The organism is Phascolarctobacterium sp., assembly GCF_030531065.1.
In the GTDB taxonomy this organism is placed as follows: domain Bacteria; phylum Bacillota; class Negativicutes; order Acidaminococcales; family Acidaminococcaceae; genus Phascolarctobacterium_A.
The window spans coordinates 32,480-57,958 of the sequence record NZ_JAUNOQ010000011.1; the positions used below are offsets into that span (position 1 = coordinate 32,480).

General features: G+C 50.2%; 25 protein-coding genes, 5 tRNA genes and 1 pseudogene. 11 read left to right on the forward strand and 20 right to left on the reverse strand.

Going from position 1 to position 25,479, the window contains the following annotated elements; genetic code table 11:
- Nucleotides 1-5 precede the first annotated feature (5 nt).
- From Q4E64_RS08345 to Q4E64_RS08370, 5 genes and pseudogenes are all read right to left on the reverse strand, one after another.
- A complete protein-coding gene (locus Q4E64_RS08345; protein WP_303167397.1) occupies nucleotides 6-1,016 on the reverse strand; it encodes a DNA polymerase III subunit delta' in 1,011 nt (336 codons plus the stop codon).
- A complete protein-coding gene (gene tmk / locus Q4E64_RS08350) occupies nucleotides 1,017-1,652 on the reverse strand; it encodes a dTMP kinase (protein ID WP_303167398.1) in 636 nt (211 codons plus the stop codon).
- A 328-nt stretch (nucleotides 1,653-1,980) separates the two neighbouring features.
- Nucleotides 1,981-3,438, reverse strand: coding sequence for an aminotransferase class I/II-fold pyridoxal phosphate-dependent enzyme (locus Q4E64_RS08355; RefSeq protein WP_303167399.1), 1,458 nt, complete (start codon nucleotides 3,436-3,438; stop codon nucleotides 1,981-1,983).
- A gap of 138 nt (nucleotides 3,439-3,576) precedes the next feature.
- A pseudogene (locus Q4E64_RS08360) lies at nucleotides 3,577-4,113 on the reverse strand (IS30 family transposase); the annotation flags it as partial.
- A 533-nt stretch (nucleotides 4,114-4,646) separates the two neighbouring features.
- Entirely contained in the window at nucleotides 4,647-5,828 is a 1,182-nt protein-coding gene (locus tag Q4E64_RS08370; RefSeq protein WP_303167400.1) for a type III PLP-dependent enzyme, read from the reverse strand.
- Between the two features lie 157 nt (nucleotides 5,829-5,985).
- Between Q4E64_RS08370 and Q4E64_RS08375 the strand changes: the two genes are divergently transcribed.
- Nucleotides 5,986-6,141 (forward strand): hypothetical protein, encoded by a 156-nt coding sequence (locus tag Q4E64_RS08375; protein WP_303167401.1) that lies wholly within the window; start codon nucleotides 5,986-5,988, stop codon nucleotides 6,139-6,141.
- Nucleotides 6,142-6,177: 36 nt separating this feature from the next.
- Here Q4E64_RS08375 and serS read toward each other — a convergent pair whose 3' ends face one another.
- The gene (gene serS / locus Q4E64_RS08380; protein WP_303167402.1) at nucleotides 6,178-7,458 is read right to left on the reverse strand and encodes a serine--tRNA ligase; all 1,281 of its coding nucleotides are present in this window, start codon (nucleotides 7,456-7,458) and stop codon (nucleotides 6,178-6,180) included.
- 72 nt (nucleotides 7,459-7,530) lie between these two features.
- Entirely contained in the window at nucleotides 7,531-8,403 is an 873-nt protein-coding gene (locus Q4E64_RS08385; protein WP_303167404.1) for an NAD(P)/FAD-dependent oxidoreductase, read from the reverse strand.
- Nucleotides 8,404-8,577: 174 nt separating this feature from the next.
- On the opposite strand from Q4E64_RS08385, the gene Q4E64_RS08390 reads away from it, so the two are divergent.
- The 6 genes from Q4E64_RS08390 (at nucleotide 8,578) to Q4E64_RS08415 (ending at nucleotide 9,241) form a co-directional block, all read left to right on the forward strand.
- A tRNA-Lys gene (locus Q4E64_RS08390) sits at nucleotides 8,578-8,653 on the forward strand.
- 6 nt (nucleotides 8,654-8,659) lie between these two features.
- A tRNA-Glu gene (locus Q4E64_RS08395) sits at nucleotides 8,660-8,734 on the forward strand.
- Nucleotides 8,735-8,738: 4 nt separating this feature from the next.
- Nucleotides 8,739-8,814, forward strand: a tRNA-Val gene (locus Q4E64_RS08400).
- Between the two features lie 35 nt (nucleotides 8,815-8,849).
- A tRNA-Asp gene (locus tag Q4E64_RS08405) sits at nucleotides 8,850-8,926 on the forward strand.
- 4 nt (nucleotides 8,927-8,930) lie between these two features.
- Nucleotides 8,931-9,006 (forward strand) — tRNA-Phe (locus Q4E64_RS08410).
- A 70-nt stretch (nucleotides 9,007-9,076) separates the two neighbouring features.
- Nucleotides 9,077-9,241, forward strand: a complete 165-nt coding sequence (locus tag Q4E64_RS08415; RefSeq protein ID WP_303167405.1) for a hypothetical protein — start codon at nucleotides 9,077-9,079, stop codon at nucleotides 9,239-9,241.
- 47 nt (nucleotides 9,242-9,288) lie between these two features.
- Here the strand turns inward: Q4E64_RS08415 and Q4E64_RS08420 are convergent, their stop codons facing one another.
- Nucleotides 9,289-9,648, reverse strand: coding sequence for a helix-turn-helix domain-containing protein (locus Q4E64_RS08420; RefSeq protein WP_303167406.1), 360 nt, complete (start codon nucleotides 9,646-9,648; stop codon nucleotides 9,289-9,291).
- Nucleotides 9,649-9,788: 140 nt separating this feature from the next.
- Here Q4E64_RS08420 and Q4E64_RS08425 point away from each other — a divergent pair, with 140 nt between their 5' ends.
- Both Q4E64_RS08425 and Q4E64_RS08430 read left to right on the forward strand, forming a co-directional pair.
- Entirely contained in the window at nucleotides 9,789-12,053 is a 2,265-nt protein-coding gene (locus Q4E64_RS08425) for a cation-translocating P-type ATPase (RefSeq protein WP_303167408.1), read from the forward strand.
- 102 nt (nucleotides 12,054-12,155) lie between these two features.
- Nucleotides 12,156-12,362: a heavy-metal-associated domain-containing protein gene (locus Q4E64_RS08430; RefSeq protein ID WP_293728421.1), complete on the forward strand. Its 207-nt coding sequence runs from the start codon at nucleotides 12,156-12,158 to the stop codon at nucleotides 12,360-12,362.
- A gap of 105 nt (nucleotides 12,363-12,467) precedes the next feature.
- Here Q4E64_RS08430 and Q4E64_RS08435 read toward each other — a convergent pair whose 3' ends face one another.
- Complete coding sequence (locus tag Q4E64_RS08435) at nucleotides 12,468-13,097, reverse strand: NAD(P)-dependent oxidoreductase (protein WP_303167409.1); 630 nt, start codon at nucleotides 13,095-13,097, stop codon at nucleotides 12,468-12,470.
- Nucleotides 13,098-13,290: 193 nt separating this feature from the next.
- Here Q4E64_RS08435 and Q4E64_RS08440 point away from each other — a divergent pair, with 193 nt between their 5' ends.
- Nucleotides 13,291-13,728 (forward strand): Rrf2 family transcriptional regulator, encoded by a 438-nt coding sequence (locus tag Q4E64_RS08440; RefSeq protein ID WP_303167410.1) that lies wholly within the window; start codon nucleotides 13,291-13,293, stop codon nucleotides 13,726-13,728.
- A 16-nt stretch (nucleotides 13,729-13,744) separates the two neighbouring features.
- On the opposite strand, the gene Q4E64_RS08445 is transcribed toward Q4E64_RS08440, so the two are convergent.
- From Q4E64_RS08445 to Q4E64_RS08490, 10 genes are all read right to left on the reverse strand, one after another.
- A complete protein-coding gene (locus tag Q4E64_RS08445) occupies nucleotides 13,745-15,091 on the reverse strand; it encodes an MATE family efflux transporter (RefSeq protein WP_303167412.1) in 1,347 nt (448 codons plus the stop codon).
- A 176-nt stretch (nucleotides 15,092-15,267) separates the two neighbouring features.
- Nucleotides 15,268-16,035, reverse strand: a complete 768-nt coding sequence (locus tag Q4E64_RS08450; RefSeq protein ID WP_303167413.1) for a fumarylacetoacetate hydrolase family protein — start codon at nucleotides 16,033-16,035, stop codon at nucleotides 15,268-15,270.
- Nucleotides 16,032-16,820 (reverse strand): PHP domain-containing protein, encoded by a 789-nt coding sequence (locus Q4E64_RS08455; RefSeq protein ID WP_303167414.1) that lies wholly within the window; start codon nucleotides 16,818-16,820, stop codon nucleotides 16,032-16,034. Before Q4E64_RS08455 ends, Q4E64_RS08450 begins: the two co-directional genes overlap by 4 nt.
- Before the next feature lie 321 nt (nucleotides 16,821-17,141).
- Entirely contained in the window at nucleotides 17,142-18,593 is a 1,452-nt protein-coding gene (locus tag Q4E64_RS08460) for an ATP-binding protein (RefSeq protein WP_303167415.1), read from the reverse strand.
- A gap of 119 nt (nucleotides 18,594-18,712) precedes the next feature.
- Entirely contained in the window at nucleotides 18,713-19,819 is a 1,107-nt protein-coding gene (gene ychF, locus Q4E64_RS08465; protein WP_303167416.1) for a redox-regulated ATPase YchF, read from the reverse strand.
- A 145-nt stretch (nucleotides 19,820-19,964) separates the two neighbouring features.
- The gene (locus Q4E64_RS08470) at nucleotides 19,965-20,669 is read right to left on the reverse strand and encodes a hypothetical protein (RefSeq protein ID WP_303167417.1); all 705 of its coding nucleotides are present in this window, start codon (nucleotides 20,667-20,669) and stop codon (nucleotides 19,965-19,967) included.
- A 460-nt stretch (nucleotides 20,670-21,129) separates the two neighbouring features.
- The gene (rpsR, locus tag Q4E64_RS08475) at nucleotides 21,130-21,360 is read right to left on the reverse strand and encodes a 30S ribosomal protein S18 (RefSeq protein ID WP_293728432.1); all 231 of its coding nucleotides are present in this window, start codon (nucleotides 21,358-21,360) and stop codon (nucleotides 21,130-21,132) included.
- Nucleotides 21,361-21,378: 18 nt separating this feature from the next.
- Nucleotides 21,379-21,810, reverse strand: coding sequence for a single-stranded DNA-binding protein (locus tag Q4E64_RS08480; protein ID WP_303167420.1), 432 nt, complete (start codon nucleotides 21,808-21,810; stop codon nucleotides 21,379-21,381).
- 3 nt (nucleotides 21,811-21,813) lie between these two features.
- On the reverse strand, nucleotides 21,814-22,098 hold the full coding sequence (rpsF, locus tag Q4E64_RS08485; protein ID WP_303167421.1) for a 30S ribosomal protein S6: 285 nt from the start codon (nucleotides 22,096-22,098) through the stop codon (nucleotides 21,814-21,816).
- Between the two features lie 123 nt (nucleotides 22,099-22,221).
- On the reverse strand, nucleotides 22,222-22,413 hold the full coding sequence (locus Q4E64_RS08490; RefSeq protein WP_303167422.1) for a hypothetical protein: 192 nt from the start codon (nucleotides 22,411-22,413) through the stop codon (nucleotides 22,222-22,224).
- A gap of 66 nt (nucleotides 22,414-22,479) precedes the next feature.
- On the opposite strand from Q4E64_RS08490, the gene Q4E64_RS08495 reads away from it, so the two are divergent.
- The gene (locus tag Q4E64_RS08495; protein WP_303167423.1) at nucleotides 22,480-23,085 is read left to right on the forward strand and encodes a DUF1847 domain-containing protein; all 606 of its coding nucleotides are present in this window, start codon (nucleotides 22,480-22,482) and stop codon (nucleotides 23,083-23,085) included.
- A 117-nt stretch (nucleotides 23,086-23,202) separates the two neighbouring features.
- Here the strand turns inward: Q4E64_RS08495 and Q4E64_RS08500 are convergent, their stop codons facing one another.
- A complete protein-coding gene (locus Q4E64_RS08500) occupies nucleotides 23,203-25,380 on the reverse strand; it encodes a hypothetical protein (protein ID WP_303167424.1) in 2,178 nt (725 codons plus the stop codon).
- Between the last annotated feature and the right edge of the window lie 99 nt (nucleotides 25,381-25,479).

Below are 25,479 nucleotides of genomic sequence, written 5' to 3' on the forward strand. Positions count from 1 at the left end.
CTTTCTCACTCCTTATACGCTTGATCTATTTTAAGAGCCAGGGCTTCCAGCGTCATGCGCACGCCGGCGCTGCTCTCCAGGACTGCGTAAGCCTCCTGAGTAGCTGCCAGCGCCAGCTTTAAACCGGCTGCGCGCCACGCAGCGCTTTGCGCTTGCAGCTGCTCGCGCAGGTCGCAATTATATAAATCCGCCGTCAAATTCAGCTTGCACATCAGCAAATCGCGCAGCAACAGCTGCAGCAGCTTGACAAACAGCAAAGCCTGCGGACGCTCGAAATTTTTCTGCTGCCACACGCGCCCCGCTAGATAATTCAAGGGCATGGCCAGGGGCAGCGCTTCCGCAAAAGCCAAGGCCTGCTGCCGCAGCTCCAGCGCCTTTTGCCGCTGCAAGTCCAGGGCCAGGCCCACGGAGCCTTCGCTGATACGCGCCAGTACCTCCGCTTCTTGCGCCGCGACGCCGCGCGCCGCCAAAAAATTCGCCACCTGCGCCGCAGATACCGGCTGGAAGCGCAGGCAGACTACGCGGGAAAGAATGGTCGTCAGCAGCTTTGCTTCCGCCGACGCCAGCAAAACGATAACCCACCCCGCCGGCGGCTCTTCCAAAAGCTTTAAAAAACTGTTGGCTGCGGCGACGGACATTCTGTCCGCATCTTCTACCAAGCACACCTTAACCGGCGACAGCACGGGCGCAAAGGCGGCCTTGCCGATCAGCTCCTTAATCTGGTCGATGCTGATATCCTTCAAGCGTCCCGTATCGGGATTCAATTCCCGCTGTACTAAAATAAAATCGGGATGGCTTAAATTTCCGTCCTCCAAATTTAATAAGCGGCAGGCTTCGCAGCCGTCCGTTCCCGTATGGTTGAAGCACAGCAGCGCTTTGGCAAATGCCAGCGCCAGCTGTTTTTTGCCCAGCCCTTCCGCGCCGACGAACAACAAAGCGTGGGGCCGTTCGTCTGCCCGCAAATAATTTTGTAAAAATTTTTTCTGGCGCTCGTGTCCAAGAATATTATCCCACATTTATTCCGCCCCGTCCAGCAGCGCGTCCAAAGCCCGCCGCACGGCGGCGGCTACGGTCTGCAAATCTCCTTCGGCGTCGATAATTTTAATACGTTCGGGCTCGGCCTGCGCCAAAGTCAGAAAGCCCTGCCGCAATTTGCGCTGATAGTCCAGCCCCTGCCGCTCGTAACGGTCGCTGACGCCGCGCCGTTCGCGCCGCCGCGCCAAAATTTCGGGACTGCCGTCCAAAAGCAGCGTCAAGTCCGGCGTTAAGCCGCCTGCGGCAAAAGCGTTGAGCCGCCGCAGCTCGCTTAATTCCTCCGCGCTTTTGTCCAGGGCCAGTCCCTGATACGCCAGCGTCGAATCGCTGAAACGGTCGCAGAGCACGAATTTTCCCGCCGCTACCGCCGGACGCAGCAGCTTATCGACGTGCTCGCTGCGGGCCGCCAAATACAGCAGCGTTTGGGAAATATTGCTCAGGGGCAGTTCCGGGTCCAGCACCAACGCGCGCACCTTTTCCGCCAGCGGCGTGCCGCCCGGCTCCCGACTGACCACGACCTCGCAGCCCCGCCGCCGCAGATAATCCGCCGCCAGCTGCACCTGCGTAGATTTGCCGCCGCCATCCGCGCCCTCAAATGTTATAAATTTTCCTCGCATTGTTTTATCCTCTATAATACATCATCTAAATAATGCAGTGATTTTTGCGTTTTGCAAAGCCGGGCAATTATTATATTTCGCAGCGAATAGCGTTTTTAGTGAATGAGGGCATAGAAGCGCAGAAAGTGTGAAATGTTTGAGCGCTAAGCGTCGTTTGCCCCAAACTCTTCTGCACTGTTTATCGTAAGACGAAAACTATAACCTGCTGTACAGTCGCGAGTTTTGAACACTTTCGTTAGCTTCTGCCCGAAATGAACGTCAAAAAACGGTTTGAGCGAAGAAATATATAATTGCGGGACACAACTTCACTAATATTTTACAGCGCAATTTATTCGCGCACCACCCGCAGCGTTTGCAGCGAGCTGTCCGCAGGGCCGCTGACAGGCAGCCCCAAAGCCTTCATCGCCCGGCAGTAAGAAATTATTTCCGGCGTGACGATTTCTCCTGGCAGCAGCACCGGTATCCCCGGCGGATAAAAGCTGACCTGCTCGCCGCAGACGCGCCCCGCAGCCTGCGCTAAAGGCACGGCTTGCTTGGCGCTGTAAAAAACTTCGCGCAGCGTCAGCGCCGCCGCCGTCGCCGGAACGGACTGCGCCGCAGCGCCGCTCAAAGGCCGCCGCTTTTGCCGCTCTAAAGCTCGCAGCGCTTCGTCAATGCGCCGCAGCGCCGCTTCGTAATCAGCCGTAGTATCGGCGTAAGTCACTAAAAACAAGACGTTCCGCGCGTCCACCAGCTCCACGGCCACGCCCGCCTGCCGCAAAGCGTCGCCGACTTCCACGCCGTTATAACCCCAGTCCGCAAAATTAACCGTTACCTTGGTGTGGTCCAGGCGCAGCCCGCCGCAATCGGCTTCCTCCAGCACGCGCAGGCCCGCGTGGGCCGCGCACAAACGCCGCAGCTTCTGCGCCGCCGCCACGGCAGCCTCCGCCATTTGTTTGCCGTAAGCCTGCGCCTGTGCGCGCGCCGCGTCCAGGCTGGCCATCAGCAAATAATTGGGGCTGGTGGTCGTCAGCACGCTCATCACGTCGGCGGCTCGCTGCAAATCCAGCCGCTCGCCCCGCACGTGCAGCATACTGCACTGGGTCATCGCGCCCAGAATTTTATGCGTGCTTTGAGCGCAGGCATCGGCGCCGCTCTGCAAAGCCGAGGGCGGCAGCAAATCGCTAAAGCCCAAATGCGGCCCGTGAGCCTCGTCCACTAATAAAACTGCGCCGTGAGCGTGGCAGATCGCGGCAATTTCCGCCGTGCGCGCCGCCACGCCGTAATAATTGGGCGTCGTCAGCAAAACGGCTTTAATCGCCTTATCCTCAATTAAAGCCCGCTCTACCGCCTCCGGTGTCACCTGCATCTGCAAGCCGAAGGCCGCGTTAAATTCCGGCTGCAGATAAACAGCCTCGACGCCGCCCAAAATCAAACCGCCCGCCACGCTGCGGTGCGCGTTGCGCGGCAGCAGCAGCTTTTCGCCCGGCTGCAGCGCCGTCATCAGCATGGCGTGAATGGCCTGGGTCGTGCCGTTGAGCGCCCAAAAGCAGGCGTCGCTGCCGTAGGTTTTCGCAGCCAAAGCCTGCGCGTCTTTAATATAGCTCGCAGGCTCGTGAATGTCGTCCAGCTCGCTCATCAGGGAAACGTCCATAGCCGCGCCGCCGCCCAGCTCCTGCCGCAGCAGCCTTTCCATGCCGCGCCCGCCCTTATGTCCGGGCGTGTGCAGCGGGTACACGTTTTCATATTTATAACGCAGCATGGCATTGAGCAACGGCATACCAGCGTCGTCTTTGCAAAAATTCATTTCGACCTCCGGACGCACTGCTGTGCGCCGCTGTATTTTAATATTTTATCATACCCAACCTGTTAGTACAAATAAAAAATAGCGGCGCAATTCAGATACGGCGGCGGCAAATCCCTTTTGTTTTTACAAGGCGAATTGTCAAGCTAAGTGCAACGATGTTTTAAAATAGACCTCATATGGTGTTTTAAAGCCGAGGCATTTCCTTGGCCGCAGATTTAGCTTATCTATCTGCTCTTGAATATATTCTTCCGGTATGTTAGAGATATCTTTTCCTTTAGGAAAATATTCTCTTAGTAAGCCGTTAGTGTTCTCGTTACAGCCACGTTCCCACGGATGGTGTGGCGCAGGAAAATAAAATTGCACATTCTCCAGCGCTTTTGTTACTTCTTCGTGCTTTGCAAATTCTTTGCCCCTGTCAGGAGTTATCGAATGCAACGGTTGGTTTGTAAATACTCTTATCATTACTTCATTAACGGATTGTGCGTTTTTACCTTCGGCCTTTCCGCCCAACAGGTAGCGGCTTTTTCTATCAACCAATGTAACTAAGCAGGCACATTTGGCCTTTCCTGCTACGGTATCTGCTTCCCGGTGCCCTAGCCTTGAACGGTTTCTGGCCCCGGCAGGACGTCCTGAAATATCATGGCTGATTTTTATTTTGCCGCGACGTTCTGTATATTTAGCCTGAGCCTGCATTGTTGAATAAAGTCCGTTAGAAGAATTACGGCGGATTTCACGGGAAATTGTAGATTTGTTACGGTTTAGAAGCACAGCAATCGTAGAAATATTTTCCCTTCGGCAAGAAAAAATAGTATCTTTTCTCGTTCATATGGTGTAAGATGTTTGTAGTGGCACATAGAAACCTCCTGTTAATGTTGTCTTTGCAAACACCATTATATCAGAGTTCTATGTGCCATGCTTATTTCACGGCTTGTTGCACTTAGATTGTATATTCATCCACAAAAAGTTCGCCGCAAAATTGTACGTCGCGCTTCAAAAACAAAAAATGCAACGAACTTTTGATGAACGACTACATTTTTTACAGCGAATAATGTAGCTTACAGACAAAAAGTCAGCTTCAAAATTTACGCCGCGCTTCAACAAAGCAAAAGCGCCGCCCTGTCAAGAGCGGCGCACGCGCAAAAAACCGGCCTCTCAAAAGTTAGTTTCCATCTAACCTTTAAGGGCCGGTTTACAGCTCTAAAAAATATTTATACTGCCGGAGCCAAAATTTCTGCGGCGACAGGCATAACTTCTTCCTTAACTTCTTCCCAAACAACAAAACGCGCTTTGCTGAAGCCGTTGAAAGTTGTAGCCGAAGCGGAAGTATACGCGCCGCAGGCGGGCACCAAAAGCAAATCGCCGACCTCAAGGGGAGCGGTCATGCGTCCGCGGAACATAATGTCCAGACTGTCGCAGCTGGGGCCGGCAAAGGTAGCGGCGACGCGCTCGTCGCCTTCCTTAAAGCTCAGCAGTTTGAAATCCCACTGGTCGAAAATAACGCCGGAAAAAGTTCCGTACAACCCCTCGTCCAAAAAGTACCAGGGCTGGCCGCCGCGTTCGGTCACGCCGATAACGCTGGTAATCAAATTCACAGCCGTGCCGCAGATGTAGCGTCCGGGCTCCGCCCAAATTTCCGTCTCCGGGAAATCTTCATTTAAGCGGGCGCTGATCTGTTTCAGCATTTCCGGCAGATTAAATTTCACCTTGGGCTCGGGAATGGGGAACCCGCCGCCGATATCCAGAATGCGCAGGTGCAGCCCGGCTGCCTCCGCCTCGTCGAACAAGCCGCGCGCAATATCCAAAGCGTGCAGATATGGGTCGGAGCTGACGGTCTGGCTGCCGACGTGGAAGGCCACGCCCGCTATATCAAGCCCCGCTTGCTTGGCTTGCAGCATTAAGGCCAGCGCGTTTTCCCGCGCCGCGCCGAATTTTTTATTCAAGTCCACATGCGCAGAGGAATTATCGATACGCAAACGCAGCAGCACCGTCGCGTCGGGACATTGTTTTTTAATTTTTTCTATTTCGCTGGCGCTGTCGAAGGTCATCTTCGTCACGCCGCAGTCACGGCAGGCCTCCAGGCCTACGCCCAGCTTCACCGGATTGGCGTAAATCATACGACCGCCTTCCACGCCCATAGCGTTCAGCGTGCGAATCTCGCCGTCGGACGCCACGTCGAAGCAGGAGCCCATATCGGCCATCACCCGCAAAATTTCCGGATGGGGATTAGCCTTGATTGCGTAGTGGATGCGCACCCGGGGCATATATTTTTTCAAAACCTGATAATTTTTCTTAACTTCTTCCAAAGAAAGGACTAACAACGGCGTGCCGTATTGGCTCGCCAATTTTTCCACAGCCTCGCGGCTGAGCTGAAAATGTTTATCTCTTCTCATATCCACTCTCCCCTTGCCTTAGCATATATTTTTCTCATTAGATTGTACCACAATAAGCGGAAAGTACAATAGGAAAACGGCAGAAAATTGATTTTTTTTGAGGAGTTGGGAAAAATTTTACAATAACTGCGGATTGGCTCATTTTTAAGCGGAAAATTTGCAGTTTTTCAAGAAAAAGCAAATTGCGCTTGCCGCTTTAGCTTTCAGTCAACGCCCCGGTTTTGGATTTTTAAAATCATTGCCGCATAATATTTTTGAAAGCGCAGACCGACGTGCGGCAAAAAAGCCGCCCTTTGCGGGCGGCTTGCGCTGAAATATTTTGCTTGAGTTTTGCCTGAAGAGGCAGCTTTTATTTTTCGGGAGCCTTGATAACGTCGCAGCCCATGTAGGGACGCAGTACCTTGGGCACTACTACGCTGCCGTCGGCCTGCTGATAATTTTCCAGAATAGCCGCTACTGTACGGCCTACGGCTACGCCGCTGCCGTTAAGCGTATGCACAAATTCCGGCTTGGACTTAGCGTCGCGGCGGAAACGAATGTTAGCGCGGCGGGCCTGGAAGTCCAGGAAGTTGGAGCAGGAGGAAATTTCACGATAGCAGTTGGCGGCGGGCAGCCAAACCTCCAAATCGTAAGTAGTAGCGGAGCTGAAGCCCAAATCGCCGGTACACAGGCGCACTACGTGATAGGGCAGCTCCAGCAGCTGCAGCACTTCCTCCGCGTCATGGGTCAGCTTATCCAGCTCCTCCCAGGATTCCTCCGGCTTCGTAAATTTAACCAGCTCTACCTTATTGAACTGGTGCATACGAATCAAACCGCGGGTATCGCGGCCTGCCGCGCCGGCCTCCGCACGGAAGCACGCGCTGTAAGCGGTGTATTTCAACGGCAGCTGATCGCCGCTGAGCATATCGTCGCGATGATAATTGGTTACGGGAACCTCCGCCGTAGGAATGAGGTACATATCGCCGTTTTCCAGCTTATACATATCCTCGGCAAATTTAGGCAGCTGGCCCGTGCCCTGCATGCTGGCGCCGTTGACGATGAACGGCGGGAAAAATTCAGTGTAGCCGTGCTTTTGCGTGTGCAAATCCAAAAAGAAATTGATAACGGCTCGCTCTAAGCGAGAACCCAAACCGCGATAGAAAACGTAACGCGCTCCGGAAACCTTGACGCCGCGCTCAAAATCCAAAATGCCCAGGCCTTCGCCCAAATCCCAGTGCGCTTTCGGCTCAAAATCGAATTTCGTGGGTTCGCCCCAGGTGCGCACAACGGGATTGCAGGTATCGTCCTTGCCCACCGGCACGTCCTCAGCCGGAATATTGGGAATGGTCAGCAGAATTGTTTTTAATCTTTCTTCAACTTCCTTCAAAGTTTTGTCGTCGTCGGCGATTTTATCGCCCAAAGCGCGCACGGCCGCCATTTGTTCAGCAGCGTCCTGTCCGGCTTTTTTCAGCTTGCCGATTTCCTGCGAAGCGCTATTGCGTTCTTTTTTCAAAGCCTCCACCTGCTGGGTCAGCTCGCGGCGCTTCTTATCCAGCTCTAAAAATTCCGTCAAATCCAGATTACCGTTGCGGTTCTTAACGGCTTCTATTACCTTGTCCGGATTTTCGCGGACAAATTTCATATCTAACATACATATTCCTCCAAATCAAAAACATTGTAAATTATATTTTAGCACAATCCCGTGCAAGAAAAAAGCTTTTCTTCAATAACCTATACCTTCGTCGCGGCGGGAAAGATAACGGATAGCGCTGAGCCCGGCTTTCTGCCCCTGCCCTGCGGCGCGGTTGACCTGCCAGGGCTGTCCGGTGCAGTCGCCGCCGGCGAAAACGCCTTCAATATTGGTTTGGGCCTGATCGTCCACATAAATGCTGCGGCCGCGAATTTCCAATCCCGGCAAAAAGCTGTTCAGCGGGTCGGTAGCGCGGAAAACGAAAGTTGCCTGCACGCTGTAAAAATCTTCGCCGGCGCGGATGCCCGTAACCTTATCCGTACCCGTGATTTCTGTCGGCGTATCTAAAACTACGGTAATATTTTTTTTCTTAGGGGGCACAAAGCCCTGATAACGTGGGAAGAAGAAAACATGCTCGCATTGGTCCGCCAGATATTCTATTTCCTCCATAGCGTCGGGAACCGTAGCCACGGCGGCTACGCGTTTATTTTTATATTTGGCGCCGTCCACAAAAGCGCAGTAGCTGACGCCGCGTCCCAAAAATTCTTTTTCGCCGGGGAACAGCGTGGAGCGGGAAATGCCCGTCGCCAGCACGACGGCCGACGCGGAATATTCCTCGTGCGGCGTGCCCAAAATAAAGCCTTCGCCTACCTCGCGCAAAGAAATAATTTTTTCTTCAATAATATCTACAGCCATCTGCTTCAGATGCTTAACAAAAATATCCATCAGCTCCGTGCCTGACAAATCGGGAATGCCCATATAGTCGGTAATTTTGGCGACGCTGCGCAGACGCGGGCTGAAGCCGTGGGCTTCAAATAAAATAACGCTGCGCCCCTTACTGGAAGCTGTGATAGCGGCAGAAACGCCTGCAGGCCCGCCGCCGATAACGGCAATATCGTACTGCATAAATCTGTCCTCCGTAAATAAATATTTAAAAGCTCTTTATCATTTTTATTGTATGCTTTTCTCCAGTCATAGTCAAACCTTTTTCTCCGCATCTCAAAAAAATTTCATTTTTTTTGCAAAAAACTCTTGCATTTTTCTCTGCGATAGTGTATTATAATCGAGTAACGTGACCACGGCCCATTAGCTCAGTTGGTAGAGCACCTGACTCTTAATCAGGGTGTCGTAGGTTCGAGGCCTACATGGGTCACCACACTTTGGCCGGTTGGTCAAGCGGTTAAGACACCGCCCTTTCACGGCGGTATCGGGGGTTCGATTCCCCCACCGGTCACCATTCCGGGCGCTTAGCTCAGCTGGGAGAGCGTCTGCCTTACAAGCAGAATGTCAGCGGTTCGATCCCGTTAGCGCCCACCATTTTTTTTGCCCATTTTTAAGCCTCAATAAGTAATGGCCCGGTGGTTCAGTTGGTTAGAATGCCGCCCTGTCACGGCGGAGGTCGTGGGTTCGAGTCCCATCCGGGTCGCCATTCTGCCTCGGTAGCTCAGTTGGTAGAGCAAAGGACTGAAAATCCTTGTGTCCACAGTTCGATTCTGTGCTGAGGCACCATTCAAGCTTAACACCTGCGCAAGCGGGTGTTTTTTTATATCCGAAAAAATTTTCTAAAGGAGTAGCTGCTATGTTTGAAAAATTTTTCCACGAAGTAAACGGCCCCGTCTGGATCTTAATCGGCCTCGTCGCCCTGCGCGCCATTTATTCTTCTATTAAGAAAAAGGATTATCCTCACGCCGCCGCCTTTATCGTCGTGCTGGCCGCCGCGGCCTACTACGCGCTTTATCTGTAAAATCTGACGCAGACGCTTACAAGCTTCCGGAAAAACCGGAAGCTTTTTTATTTTTGCGGCTGCATGGAGCAGTGCGGGCACGCGCCCTCGGATTCCATCAGCCTGCTGCCCCACGCGTACATAGCCTGCAAAATGGGAAACAGGCTCTGCCCGCGTTCCGTCAGGCTGTATTCCACCTTGGGCGGCACAACGGGATAAACCTTACGCAAAATCAAAGCGTCGGCCTCCAATTCGCGCAGCTGCTGCGTCAGCATTTTGGGCGTAGCTTCCGGCACCAAACGGTGCAGCTCGTTAAAGCGCAGCACTCTGCCGGATAAATGCCACAGCAGCAGCGCCTTGTATTTGCCGCCGATAAGCTGCAGCGTCGCCGCCACCGGGCAGTTGGCGTTTAAATTTTCTTTTTCCATAACGCGCTCCCTCCTTTTTACAGTATCCTTTCAGGTAGTAGCTACCAAAATAGTGCATTCTTGAAAACAAGATAGCATTTGCTATAATAATAGCAGAAGCTGACGCTTCTGTCAAAATTCTCACAGAAGGGAGTATAATCATGCGTAAAGAAATTTTAGATATAACCGGCATGAGCTGCAGCGCCTGTTCGTCCCGCATCGAAAAGGTCGTGAGCAAAATGCAGGGCGTGGATTCCGTTTCCGTCAACCTGCTGACGAATAAAGCCAACGTAAGCTTTGACGAAAGCCAAACCGACGCGGCGGCCATTATCACCCGCATTGAAAAGCTGGGCTTCGGCGCGGCGCAGCACCGTGAAAGCGGACGCCCAACCGCGCAAGCCAAGCCAAAGGACGCGGCGGCTGAAGAGCTGCAGGAAATGCGCCAGCGTTTAATTTTATCGCTGGGCTTTACCGCTCCGTTATTTTATCTGCATATGGGGCGCATGTACGGCTGGCCCCTGCCCGCTTTTGTTTTAGGCGACGCCAATGAAATGATCAACGCTTTATTGCAGCTGTTGTTCTGCATTCCGGTATTATTTGCCGGACGCAAATATTTTCTGCACGGCTTCCGCAATCTTTTCACCGGCGCGCCCAATATGGATTCTTTAATCGCCATCGGCAGCGGCGCAGCCTTCGTTTACGGCTTGTACGCCGTTTTCGGCCTAGCCTACGCCGTCGGACACCGGCAATGGCAGCTGCTGCCCGATTTCGCGCAGGCGCTGTATTTTGAATCCGCCGCGATGATTTTAGCGCTGATTACCTTGGGCAAATTTTTAGAGGCCCGCGCCAAAAGCCGCACCTCCGACGCCATCACCGCGCTGATGAATCTGGCTCCTAAAACGGCTTTGGTCGAACGCCGCGGCGTGCAGGGCGAAATTCCCGTGGAAGACGTAGTGACCGGCGATATTCTTATCGTTAAATCCGGCGCCGCCGTGCCCGTGGACGGAAAAATTACCGAAGGCAGCGGCGCGCTGGACGAAAGCGCTTTGACGGGCGAAAGCCTGCCCGTGGATAAAGTTTGCGGCGATAAAGTGACGGGCGGCACCATCAACCGCAGCGGCTATTTTAAAATGCAGGCCACGGCCGTCGGTTCCGACACCGCGCTCGCCAAAATTATCGCGCTCGTAGAAGAAGCCACTTCTTCCAAAGCGCCCATCGCCAAGCTGGCCGACAAAATCAGCGGCGTTTTCGTACCCGCAGTTATCAGCATCGCCGCGCTGGCCGCCGTCATCTGGCTGCTGCTGGGCGAAAGTCTGCACTTCGCTTTGACTATCGCGATTTCCGTTTTAGTTATTTCCTGTCCCTGCGCTTTGGGTTTGGCGACGCCCACGGCGATTATGGTCGGCACGGGGCGCGGCGCGAAGCAGGGCATCCTTATCAAATCCGCAACGGCTTTGGAAACCGCGCATAAGGTCGACACCGTAATTTTGGACAAGACGGGCACGGTTACGGAAGGCAAGCCCATCGTGACCGACGTGCTGCCTGTAAGCGCCGGCCGGGACGAATTGCTGGCGACGGCCGCAGCTCTGGAAAGCTTATCCGAGCATCCGTTGGGACAAGCGGTTATCGCCGCCGCTGCGGACGCAAAATTAAAATGGCCGACGGCCTCCGCTTATACGAACCTGCCCGGACGCGGGCTGACAGCAAGCATCGACGGCGTTCCCTACGCCGCGGGCAATTTGCAGCTGATGGCGGAAACGGGAGTGGACGTCGAACCCCTGGCGCAGCAACAGCAGGAGCTGGCAAGCCAGGGCAAAACGCCGCTCTACTTTGCCCGCGAAAATATTTTGCTGGGCGTTATCGCCGTAGCCGACGCCGTAAAGCCCACCAGCGCCGCCGCTATCGCCCGGCTCAAGGAAATGGGGCTGCGCGTTATTATGCTGACGGGCGACAACCAAACCACCGCCGAAGCTATCCGCCGCCAGGTAGGACTGGACGAAGCCGTCGCGCAGGTGCTGCCGCAGGATAAGGAGCGCGTCGTCCGCGAGCTGCAGGAAGCAGGGCATACGGTCGCCATGGTGGGCGACGGCGTCAACGACGCTCCCGCGCTGGCGCGCGCCGACGTGGGCGTCGCTATCGGCGCGGGCACCGACGTGGCCATCGAAGCCGCCGACATGGTGCTCATTAAAAGCGATTTGCAGGACGCAGTGCGCGCTATAAAATTGAGCCGCAGCGTTATGAAGAATATTAAAGAAAATCTTTTCTGGGCTTTCATCTATAATACCATCGGCATACCGCTGGCCGCAGGTTTATTATATCCGGCCTACAGCTGGCTGCTCAACCCCATGCTGGCCGCCGCCGCCATGAGCTGCAGCTCCGTTTCCGTAGTGACCAACGCGCTGCGTTTGCGTTTTGTTAAGCTGTAAGCAGGCTTGAAAAAATAAAACGGCTGCCCTATAATATTTTTATCAGCTAAGCGGCAATCAAGAATTGCCAAATTCATCATTAAATCAAAGGAGTGACCTATCATGATTAAAACGATTTTCATCGGCGGTATGCACTGCCAGCATTGCGTACAGGCCGTAACCGAAGCCCTCAAGGCTCTGCCCGGCATCACCAGCGTCAGCGTATCCCTGGAGGATAACTGCGCTACGGTTTCCGGCCCCGCCCCCGACGAAGCCGCCATCAAAACGGCCATCGAGGACACCGGCTTCGACGTTATCGAAATCGCGTAAAACGCGCAAATAAAAACCACCGTAAGCTTGCAGGCGCTCATCGCCGGGCTTGCGGTGGTTTTGTTTTTGCCAGATTGGTTGTAAAATGCGTTCGGAAAATTGCGCTTACGCTTTGACTACGGAAATTTGTTGTTGAACGTGGTTTCCGTTCAGCGCTTCGTCGGCCATCGCTACGGCGTAATCGGCGTAACTGATGACGCTTTCGCCTTGCGCGTTAAGTAGCAGCGCTTCGCCGCCCAATAAATATTTGCCGGTGCGTTCGCCGTCTGCCCGGAAATCGCAGGCCGGGCTAACGTAAGTCCACTTTACGTCCTGACGCTTACGCAGCATGGCTAACGCCTGGGCGTGAGCTGCGGCAACGGATTTAAAAATATCGGGGAAGTCGGGCGCGTCCGCCACGCAAACGGTGCGCTCCTTGTTGACGAACAAGCTGCCCGCGCCGCCGACAACTAAAAGGCGAGCGGAAGAGCCGCTTAAAATGTCGCACAAATGCTCTAGGCTTTGCGGCAGCTGGGGCAAAGTTTCTTCCGTCCAAGCGCCGAAGGCGTCGATTACTACGTCGAACGGTTTTAAATCTTCAGCTGTAACAGCAAAAATATCTTTAATAACGGCGTTGGGCGCTTGGGATTTATTTTCCTTGCGCACTATGGCGGTCACGTCCTGACCGCGGCGAATCAATTCTTCGGTAATGGCTCGACCTGATTTTCCGTTAGCGCAAACAACAGCAATTTTCATAATTGGGGACCTCCTAATGATTGCGCCCGCCCTTGGCGGCGGCGCGATTGGTAATTATATAGTTGTAATCTCATCGATTACAACTATATAATAGCATCACCATGTTGTAATGTCAATAGTTACAGCAAAATATTGTAAGCATTGACGTTACAACCAGCGAGGGGTATAATAAACGCAAAAGGAGGAAGGACTTATGCAATTTTCTTCACGCTTTACGATAGCCGTACATATTATGCTGTGCCTGGTGCGTTTCGGCGGCGAATATAAATTGACCTCTAATTTTTTGGCTGGCAGCGTCAACGTCAATCCCGTTATTATCCGTAAAATTTTAGGCCAGCTAAAGGAAGCCGGTTTAGTGGACGTAGAAGCCGGCGTCGGCGGCGCCTCACTGCGCAAAACGCCGCAGGAAATTACTTTACAAGATATTTTTTTCGCCGTGGAAGGGCAAGAGCAGCAGCTTTTCCATTTTCACGAGCAGCCCAATCCGGCGTGCCCTGTGGGCAAAAGAGTGCATTTGCTTTTGGACGCTAAACTAGCGGCGGCCAAACGCGCTTTGGAAAACAGCTTGCGCGGCGTCACCTTGCAATCATTGGCGAACGAGCTGGCTGAGGATGAAAGTAGAAAGCGATAAGAACAAATTATAAAGCTCAAGCGCTTAACGCGCTCTTCTTTTCCAGCACGCGGATAAAATAATGGTAGCTGGCGAAAACGAAAATCGAGCAGCTTATCCAGGCTACGGGCTCGGCAATACATACGCCCATAAAACCGTAAGGCCCGCTTAAATAAATAGCGACGGCGGAACGCATTATCAGCTCCACACAGCCGGCAAGCATGGGTATCATACCGATGCCCATGCCCTGACAGGCGTTGCGGTAAATAAAAATCTGGCTCAGGAAGAAATAGGCGGGCACTGTATAGGCAATATACATATGCGCGGCCTGCATAACCTCCGGCGCCGGGTCGTCCAGAAAGACGCCGATAACCTCTTCGCCAAACATAAACAATAGCGCGGCCGCCACAACGCTAAAGGCAAACGACAAAACCGAACAGCGGCGCACAGCCTCGCGGATGCGGTCGAAACGGCGCGCGCCAAAATTCTGCGCCGTAAACACCGCCATTGCGATACCAAAAGAAATCATGGGCTGCAGAGCCAGCTGCTCCACGCGGATGGCCGTTGTAAAACCGGCAATCTGCTGCCCGCCGAATTTATTGCACACCGACTGCAAAATAATAATGCCCATGCCCAGAACGCTGAACTGCACCGCCATGGGCAAACCCATGCGCAGGTGCGCCCATATTTCCGGCCAGTCCAGATTAAAATCCTTGCGCCCGACGTGCAGCTGTGGGAAGCGCTTATAAATATAAAACACGCACAAAACCGCCGAAATTGCCTGCGCTATAACCAAAGCGATAGCGCTGCCCGGCACGCCCCAGCCCAGATAAAGGATAAACGCCAGCGCCAAAGCCACATTGACCACGGACGACACGATTAAAAAATACAACGGCGTTTTGCTGTCGCCCAACGAACGCATAATACCGGACAGCAAATTATAACCCATCATAGCGAACAGCCCGTCCACGATAATCATCACGTAAGCGTAAGCGTTAGGCAGCAGCTCCTGCGGAATATTCATCAGCGCCAGCACCGGGTCGATAACCAAATGCATTACACCCATAATCAGCAGCACGAAAAAAACGCTCAGCACAATGCAGGTGCCGATACTGCGGCGCATACCTTCCATATCCCGCGCGCCATAGCGCTGTCCCGTCACTACCGTAAAGCCGTTGCTCAAGCCGATGGTCAGCACCATGGTCATCATAAAAAGCGGCGATACCGCGCCCACCGCCGCCAACGCTTCCACGCCGATAGTGCGGCCAACAATAATAATATCGGCAATATTATACAGCTGCTGAAAAACATTGCCGATTAACAGGGGCACCATAAAAGGAATTATCAGCTTTAACGGCGCGCCCTCCGTCATATTTTGTAGCATTTCTAACCTCCATTAACTAACTGAATTAACTAACTGACCAATCAGTCAACGATATGTAGATTACTATAACATAAAGGAATAATATTGTAAAGAGCTCTTCAACTTAATAAAATATTGCCGCTGCGCCGTTCAAGGCAGCAAATAAGCGGCAGGACGACTCCTGCCGCTGTAATTGTTTACGCTTCTTTAATAACTCTGTTAGTAATAGAGCCGATGCCCTCGATTTCTATTTTCACTTCGTCGCCCTCGCCCATCAAGCCGGAGCCCATGGGCGTGCCAGTCAAAATTAAATCGCCGGCGTCCAGCGTAAAGCTGTGCGAAATATAACTCAAAATTTCATACGGGCTGTAGACCATATCGCTTGTGCGGGCGTCCTGCTTCAGCACGCCGTTATGCCACAGCTTAATGGATAAATCTGTCGGGTCAAGCTCCGTCTCCAGCCACGGCCCCAACGGGCAGAAAGTGTCGAAGGATTTGCAGCGCAGCCATTGCCGCTCCTGCCGCTGTAAATCGCTGGCAGTGACGTCGTTAGCGCAGGTGTAGCCCAAAATATATTTATGCACATTTTCCGGCGCTACGTTCTTCATCATTTTTTTAACGACGATGCCCAGCTCCGCGCCGTAAGCCAATTCCTTTACCTGCTTCGGCCAGATAATATTTTCTTCCGTTCCGATAACCGTATGCGCCGCCTTGGCAAAAATGCTGGGCTCGCGCGGCACGCTGACGCCGAACTCGTCGGCGTGTTTTTTATAATTGAAGCTTACGCAAATAATCTGCTTGGGCACGCAGGGCGCTAAAAGCTGAATTTCGTCCATAGCGAAGGTTTCGTCTGTAATCTGCCAAAAGGTTTCCAGCGTTCCCTGCACGCGGCGTACCACGCCGCCGTCAATATAACCTATGCCTAAATGTCCCGTTCTTAAATCCTTAAAACGCACGCATCTCATTGGGTTACCTCCATAATCCGCATCTTTCGTTCTTGAAAATACACCGGCGTAAGGCCGCACGCCGCCGCCATACGCAAAGCCTCCGACAAGCGCCGGCCAACGTGTTCCGCATAATGCGCGTCGCTGCCGACGGTGCAGTATTCGCCGCCCAACGCGCGATAGCGTTTATACAACGGCAGTAAACCGGCGACCGCAGCCGCGTCGTCCAAACGGCGCGTGTTAATTTCAATCGGAATATTTTTTTCGATGAGCAAACGGAAAAGCCTGTCGAAAAGTTCCGGCGCGTCCTGCAGGCGCAGTTCGCGCCCCACGCCTGCGTAGGGCCAGTAGCGGCAGATATAATCGATATGCGCGAAAGAATCGAAATCCCTGTCCTGCGCCACGCAAGCGATGGACTCGTTTAAAAATTCTTCGACTATTTGCTGCCGCGTCCTGCCTTCGTAGCAAGTCGGCTCGTACAAATCGCGTCCGCCGATGCAGTGAATGGAGCCCAGCACATAATCGAAGGCGTGCCCCTGCGCCACTTTTTTATCCTCCGCCGCAGTATGGGCCTGCATACCAATTTCAATACCTATCAGCACTTTATCGCCGCACAAGGGCTGCAGGCGGTCAAAATATTTGTCTATATCAAAAATAAAAGCAGTGGGATTGGTCGGATAATCGTAATCCCAATGCTCCGTAACAATCATGCCGATATTCTGCGCCTGCGCGGCGGCAATAGCGTCGGCAAATTCCATATGACTGTCACAGGAATAATCGCAATGCATATGCGTATCAAACAGCAAGAAAAGCGCCTCCTTCCGCAAATTCTATTTTATCAAATTGCTAAGAAAAAGCAACGGGGCAAGAAGGAATAGTTTTAAAAATTAACAAAATACTCCCAATTCCACAAACTTTTTCATGTTGATGGGTTGCAAATTTTTTAGAACCTCTGCAATCAAATTCAAGGCAACAATGCTGCTTTTGTTAGTTCAGCAAATGACTGGCAAATAAGCTTATACCCCTCAAATATAATAAAATCAAAATGAGCATACTATATATTGTTTTATTCAAATATTTCCGAGCTTCTTTTTACTTTCACAGCAAATGACCAGCAAATAAACAAATTATGCCCAAACAGGTACATATCTCATATATTTATTGGAGGTTGATGGATCAAGAGGTTTTATAATGTTACGTTTTACAGCTTCTTTTATTAATCTTGATATGCTTCCGGCAGAAGTTACAGGCAAGCCAAAACGTTTTCTAAGAGAACTATTTGTCAATTGCTCTCCTTGAATATGCATAATACATGCGTGCAAGTAAGCAGCCCACAATTTATCTTCTAATGAAAGACTACTAAAATTTACAGCAGCATATAAGGTTACTTTAGTACTTTCTTCATAAAGCTCAATTTTTGGCGCAGGTAACTGTGCCAATTCGCAAGCAGTTACTATTTTATCCCACCCTGTACCAAGCTCTTCACAAATTTTTAACCGCCGCATTAAACTAGCAAGTTTTTCATTACGCGATTTAGGAGGATTATCCACTATACGTCTTATATCAACCAAAGGTACGCCTGAATTTATGATCTCAATTCTATTAGCAAATATTTCTACCGTCGGTCCAGTCCCTGATATTGAAAAATCTTGATGGATCAAAGCATTTGCAACAGCTTCCCTAATTGCCAAATTAGGATATGAAACTTTCTTTTCTCGTAAACCATTTTCATTAATTATTTCCCTAGTAGGTGTTAAAGATTCTATATACTTCAATAAATTTTCAAAATCACAAGCATATCCATTTTTAAATATTTCTTCTTTCAACATATTGAGTCGATTAGTACCCTCATATTGAACAACTCGTATTGCTTTACGTACTATTCTAGAAAAATCTGATAGATTTTTTGCTAAAAGAACAGCACCCATATTTGTAATATCGTATAAGCCGCTATCATTACGAATAATACAATCTTCCTCTATTAAATAGTGAGCTATTTGTTCTCTAGAATCTGGCTGTACTAAATTCATTAAATCAAAGTAAGTATTATAATTTACCAATGCTAAAGCATCAATCAAGTTCATATCTTGTCTTGCAGTCATCTCTTCAAAATTTCTATTATGCAACCTATTCCATAAACGAGCCTGCAACGCAGGATAATCTATCAATTTTTTAGTATAGCTTCCCACGCGAATATATTCTACTTTTTTAAATGTAACTGGATTATTAATAGCGCAATGAATAATTAAAATACCTACAATTACTCCATCTACAGGTACAGCATGATATTCAAAATCAGCATTTGCAGAAAGTATACCTCTGAGCCAATTTTCTAATTCTTGGTTTCCCTTTTTCAAATTTTGTAAATTATAATCAGTGCCAATTATTTTATGAGTGCTATCTTCTACTCCCCACAAAAAGTATGCATAGTTTCTTTCTTCCAAAGCAGCAGCATTTGCTAACGCACTAATATCTTCCCCAATTGTATCTGGAGTATAATTATTATATTTAAATTCTAGCCATGGCAATTCTTCAGTATGCTTACATAATTCTTTTACTAGTAACTCTAAATTTTCCATACTAAAATCTCCTATCCAAATTACTGATAATATTATATCATATTTAAACAAAAAAGAACGCAGCTTACTTTCGCTAGCTGCGCTCTCATTTTTACTTCAAAAAAATTTTCCCATCAAACCTACACATTAAACCTGAATTCTACTACGTCGCCGTCCTGCATAACGTAATCCTTACCCTCCAGGCGCACCAAGCCTTTTTCGCGAGCGGCGGCCTTACTGCCGCAGGCTACCAAATCGTCGTAAGAAACAATTTCGGCGCGGATGAAGCCGCGTTCAAAATCGGTATGAATTTTACCGGCGGCCTGCGGCGCTTTCGTATTCTGCTTAATAGTCCAGGCGCGGGATTCGATTTCGCCTGCCGTCAGGAAGGTCATCAAGCCCAACAGCTTAAAGCCGGCCTTAATCAAACGGTCCAGGCCCGTTTCTTCCAGCCCGGCCATAGCTAAAAATTCTGCGGCCTCGTCGGCTGGCAGCTCGGCGATTTCGCTTTCCATTTTAGCGGACACCACGATAACCTCCGCGCCCTCTTCAGCCGCGTATTTTTTTACGGCCTGCACATAAGTGTTAGCAGAGGTATCGGCTACCTCGCCCTCCGCTACGTTCGTCACGTACAGCACCGGCTTCATGGTCAGCAAATGCAGCTCGCCCAAAAATTCCAGCTCTTCCTCGTTCAGGCCCAAACGGCGCGCAGGCACAGCCTCGGACAGCCCGGCCATAACCTTTTCCATAACGGCCTGCTCCAGCTTCACTTTTTTATCGCCGGTCTTGGCCAGCTTCACCAAACGCTCCTGACGCTTTTCCACCGTTTCCATATCGGCCAGGCACAACTCGGTGTTAATAATTTCGATATCGCGCAGCGGGTCGATGCTGCCCTCCACGTGAGTAATATTGCCGTCCTCAAAGCAGCGCACAACCTCGGCTACGGCGTCCACCTCGCGGATATGGGACAAAAATTTATTGCCCAGGCCCTCGCCCTTGGACGCGCCCTTAACCAAACCGGCAATATCCACAAAGCGCATAGCCGCCGGAACGATTTTACGCGATTTAAACATCTCGCTCAAAACCTCCAGGCGTTTATCAGGCACGTCCACTACGCCCACGTTGGGCTCGATAGTGCAGAAGGGATAATTGGCCGCTTCGGCGCCAGCCTTGGTAATAGCGTTAAACAAAGTGCTTTTTCCTACGTTCGGCAAACCGACGATACCAACCTCTAAATTTGTACTCACAGTAATCGCTCCTCATCATATATATTTAGCATTACGCAGATAGCTGTATATCTAATATATTTTACAATACACGCCCGCTTTATGCAACGCCTGCGGACGGAAAAAGCGCCACCGCTACGCTGAACGATGGCGCTTATGTAGATTTTTATTTTCTGGACATCAATTTATTGGCGTAATTACGCATGGTCTGGTCGGGAACCTGTTTAAAATCTTCAGGCGGCATGGCAAAGGCTGTCGCTTCATCCACCTCGCCGGAAATTTCCACTACGTCGAAGCGCGGCAGATAGCTTACTTCGTAGCCCTTCCATTCATCTCCGCCCTTAGCATAATAAAAGCTCAGCGTATTAGCGCCCTTGGTCAGGCGGTCGTAATCATAACCGGTAGCCGCATCGCTGCCGCTTTCGGGCTTGCTGCTGAACCAGCTTACCAAGGTTTCCGCAAACGCTACGCTCATGCCTGGCAATTCTGGAATACGGTCGTAAGTTTTATGAACGTAATCGATAGTGTACCAGTAGCCGCCGCGACAGAAGCTTACGGAATCCTTCAGTACATTGCCTTCGCCGTCGGTAGTAGTGATGCGTTCGGCATTAATGCCCTTAGCCTCGTTATATTCTGTGCGGTTGACGCGCTTTTGCTGGGCTTTGGACAGCTTGGCGTAAGCCTCCGGCGTCAGCACCTCGCGCATATCGATGGTTTGGGTTACTACTAAATGCACCGGATGACGGTCGCTGTTCAAAGTTTCGCCCAGCAGCTTAAAGGTCCGCTGGCCGGGGCTGTAGGCCAAAGCCACCGCAGCGCACATTATCGTCAATAAAAAAGTCAAAAAGAAAACTCGCAAAGATTTACGCATGAAATTCACCTCGTTTAAATTCATCTGTATTTCATATTATATCACGCCTGCCGCAGCTCTGTCATTCTTTACTTAACGGTAAAAATTTTACTTTTTTCAAGCCTTCGCAGATTGACTTAGATATGATAAAATAAAAAAGCTGTGACTTCTTCCAGCAGGAAGGAGGTGCTTCAATGAACAATACCATCGTTGCCTTTTTGGTATCTGTTGCGGCAAGTATAGCTGGTTACTATATTTGCAAGTGGTTGGACAGATATCTGTAAGTTCACAGTCAGCCCAAACAAAAAATCCCAGGACCGCCATCCTGGGATTTTTCTTTTGTGTGCTCAACGAACACCACCATTGCCTTTGGTTATTTTGAGTATATCACATTCAAAATAATTTAACAAGCATCAATCAACAAAAAAATCCCACAGCGTTTAAGCCGTGGGATTTTCTAGTTTGTGCTGCTAATTAACTCTTACTCGCAGGTAAACGGCAGCAAAGCAACGCAGCGAGCGCGTTTGATTGCTACGGTCAATTGGCGTTGATGTTTAGCGCAGGTGCCGGAAATACGACGGGGTAAAATCTTACCGCGTTCGGTAATGTAACGGCGCAGCTTAGCTACATCCTTGTAATCGATTTCTTCAACTTTATCAACACAGAAGCTGCATACTTTTCTTCTGGGTCTTCTGCCTCTTTCACGTTTCATTGCATAACCTCCCTTATTTTAGAATGGAATTTCTTCATCAAAGGGAACCGCTTGACCGAAAGATTCCATACCGCCGCCTTGTGCGGGAGCATTGGAAGGTGCCGGGTTGCTGGGACGGGCGTTGGCAAAATCGCTCTTGCGCTCGATAAACTCGAAGCGGTCGGCGATAACTTCAGTTACCCAATGTTTATTGCCATCCTTACCGTCGTAGCTGCGGATCTGCAGGCGGCCTTCAATCAGCGCGCGCTGCCCTTTGGTGAGACTATTGCCGCATGTTTCTGCCTGCTTACCCCAGATAATAACCGGGATAAAATCGGCTTCTCTTTGCCCATCTTGATTGGCGAAAGGTCTGTCCACCGCCAGGGTGAACTGACAAACAACTTTACCGGTACTTGTGTAGCGCACTTCCGGATCTCTAGTAAGTCTGCCTAATAAAATAATCCTGTTCATCGATTATTCACCTTTTCTGATAATCATGTGGCGCATTACTTCATCGGTAATTTTCATAACGCGATCAAGTTCTTTAACAGCAGCGGCTTCAGCCTGGAAGGTTACGAGAACGTACAGGCCTTCGGTCAGATCCTGAATCTCGTAAGCAAGGCGTTTTTTGCCCCAACGATCGGTTTTTTCTACATTACCACCGTTTGCAGTGATGAGGTTTTCAAATTTAGCAACGATTGCTTCAAATGCTTCCTCTTCAATGGGTTTAACGATGTACATGACTTCGTATGCTTTCACGAAATCACCTCCTCCTTTGGACTTTGGCCCCCATTCGGGAGCAGAAGAAGTATATATAATATATACAAGCTTAATAATTATATCACCGTCAAGCGGCAAGCGCAATACCTGTAAAGAAAATTTTTACAGGCTGCGAATTTTCTGACGCAAAGGCAGAAGCGCCGCCGTATCCCGCAAAGGCGCCATGCCAAAAAATTCTCCCAGCTCCTCATGATTTGGCTTTATCAAAAAGGGGCGGTACTTCATAGCTTTCAACACTAACTGTCCCGTGGCGTACACAACGGTACGCACGCCCTTGCCGCCGGGAAACAACAAGATAAAATTTGGAAAATCTGCGTCAATGTGGTAGGATATAAATAAAAATCGGAGGAGGAATCCAAAATGAAATGTAAATGCGCAAGCTGTCCCAGCCACGCCTGCTATACCAAAGGCGTCAACTGCACCGGCGTGCCGCTGGACGAGGTCAAAGCGGCTTATACCGAAGAGGAATTAAAAATCATGCAGGCCGCCGCCTATGTGGAAGGCACCTTTTACAGCAATATCTGCCGCCTGCAGGAAACCGCCGAATTCGCCAAAGCCATGGGCTACAAAAAGCTGGGCATGGCCTTCTGCATCGGGCTCAACAGCGAGGCCCGCTATATCGCCAAATATTTTGAGCAGCAGGGCTTTGAATTTTACAGCGTTTGCTGCAAAAACTGCAGCTTCCCCAAAAAGGAGCTGGGCTTGAAGCAGGTTAAACCGGAGCTGGAGCACGAAGCCATGTGCAATCCTAAATTCCAGGCAAAATTTTTAGCGGAGCAGGGAGTGGAGCTTTTCATTTCCTGCGGTCTGTGCGTAGGCCACGACGCAGTTTTCAATATGAACTGCAGCGGACCGGTTACCAATATCGTAGTCAAAGACCGCCTGCTGGCTCACAATCCCCTGGGCGCAATTTATTCCCGCTACTGGAAGCGCAAGCTGAATATTATGGACGAAGGTGAAGTATAAAAGCAATATCAAAAGACCGCCTGCCAAACGGTAAGCGGTCTTTTGCTTTCCCTTATTTAAATTGCTTCGCCTTTTCTCGCGGATAATAAAGAGAAAGAGATATATGTCTAAAATACTTTAAAAGTTATAAGTTACTTGCACGTTGCCGCTGAATCCTTCCCGTTCGCCCGCATATCCGCGCACTTTAGCATCTAAGCTCCACGGAGATTCTTTACTTGCCGCATAGCGTACTCCTATTTCGCCAATATATGTGCTTCCCTGCAGGCTCTGCGTCGGCGCACTCAAATTCTGTACCCGCATATCCGCGTCGCCGTTAAATTCATATTCCCAGGCTAAGCCATAATAAGCCGTCCACCTGCCTTGTTTATTGGCTGTTAAACGCGCTCCTATTTGCAGACGGTCGCTGGTAACGCTGTCGAAAGAAAATTTATCGTCCGCTACCGTAAAGCTGTCGCTTGCGTTATATGTATGGAAATATTTTCCGTATATATCCAGTTCACTGCTGCCGCTTAAATTATAAATTCTGCCTAAGCCTACGTGCGCTCCATAATAAGCGGTATCAGTTTTATATCCGTAACTATTGCCTACGCCGTCTCGCAAAGCGTTTTTCATTTCGCTTTTCAACATACCGGCGCGCAAGCTGCCTTCAGTGTATACGCCGTTTTCTTGTTTATAACGCAGCATCGCGCCGCCGCCATTGTAGACCAAACTGCCATCGCCGCGAAAGAAATCATCGTTAAAGCTGTTGAACGTGCGGTAATTGCCGCTCCCATTTTCAAAAAATACGCCCCAGCTCAAATCGCCGCTCTTCAGCTTCTTGCTCGCGCCCACGCCGAAAAGTCCGCTCCAGCCGTTGATTTTTAAATCGCTGTTCACGTCGTACTTGCTGCGGTTGCCGTAGACTGCGGCAAAAGTTTTAACGCCGTAATGAGCGTCCGCCGTTAAGCTTAACAAGCCGTCGGAAATTAAATCGCTGCCTTGATTAACAAACGCAGCCGCTACTGCGCGATTTTCAGCGACTAGGTTAACTTGCTTATTCACCGTTACTTCCGTTATTTTATATGCAACTTTCCCGCTTTCTATAATTGCTTCGCCTGATCCGGCAACGCCCACGCCTGCGACAAACTTATCGCTTACTTTTACATTATCCTGCGTAATTCCCAAATTAGCGCCGCTGGAACTGGTAACCAGCGTCATACTTTCGCCAGCCTGCAACTTCTTGCCGCCGTTAAAGTTTACGCTATTAAGCTTGATTTGCGTATTCGCCAACGAAGCTTTGAGGTCGTCGGCAGAACCCGTAAGTGATAGTACCGTACCGCCGTTCTGCCACGCGATATTCTGCATATCGATGCCGCTAAAATTATACGCGCCCAAGGCAGCGCCGCTCCAACCGTCGATGAGCAGCGTGTTATTTCTTATGTTACTGTCGTTTATCGCAAAATTGCTGCCATATAATGCCGCATTAGCTACGTTGCCCGTTTCTCGCAAAACGACTTTATTGTCGGTTATTTGGTCATCTTTAGTAGCCAAGCCGCCAATAACTCTGCCTGTAATATATCCACCGCTAATATTAACGATATTGCCTATAACGTCGCCTTTACTACCTCCGGCACTACTTCCCATGTTTATGGGGACACCGCCGCAGGTAATACCGCCGACAATATCTCCGGTGACACTTCCGCCGGAAATATTAACCGTATTTTCTTTAATAGCGTAATTATCTTTTGCATAATAGGAAGACCCGCCATAAATATCTCCGTTGATTTTCGCGTTTCCCTCTATATTTACCGTATTATTGTGCGCATTACCCAAAGCTCCGTAAACGTCGCCGTCAACAACCTCCACGTTACCCTTGATTGTCACCGTATTATTATAACGCTCCGGGATATTTTTACCATTACTTGGCATCATCTCCGCACCAGCGCCATAAACGACGCCATACCCATTGTTTCCTAATATTTTAGCATTGCCGTCGATTATTACCTCATTATTAAAAACATTTTTCGTATAATCGTTAGAAAAAGCGCCAAAAACTTTCTTTACTTCTACAGAGCCGCCGATATAAACCTGCGCTCCTGTATATTCCGCTACGCTCGGCTTACCCGCATAGCTATATCCTTGTATCTCCAAATATTTTCCTTCAATAATATTTATCTTTCCGTTCGCAGCATTACCGTTGCCAATTTTTGTATAATTATCATCCGCCGCAGCGCAACTACTCATCTGCGCCGCTCCACTGAACGCAGCCGCCGCTAAAACGCTAACCATAATTTTTCTCAATAAATTTTTACGCATAAAAACACCTCCCAAATTGAATTTATGGGAGGAGATTATTATTCGGAAAGAATTAAGCGAAGCGCTCGTCCCCCCCAAATGTACATATATATTTTATTC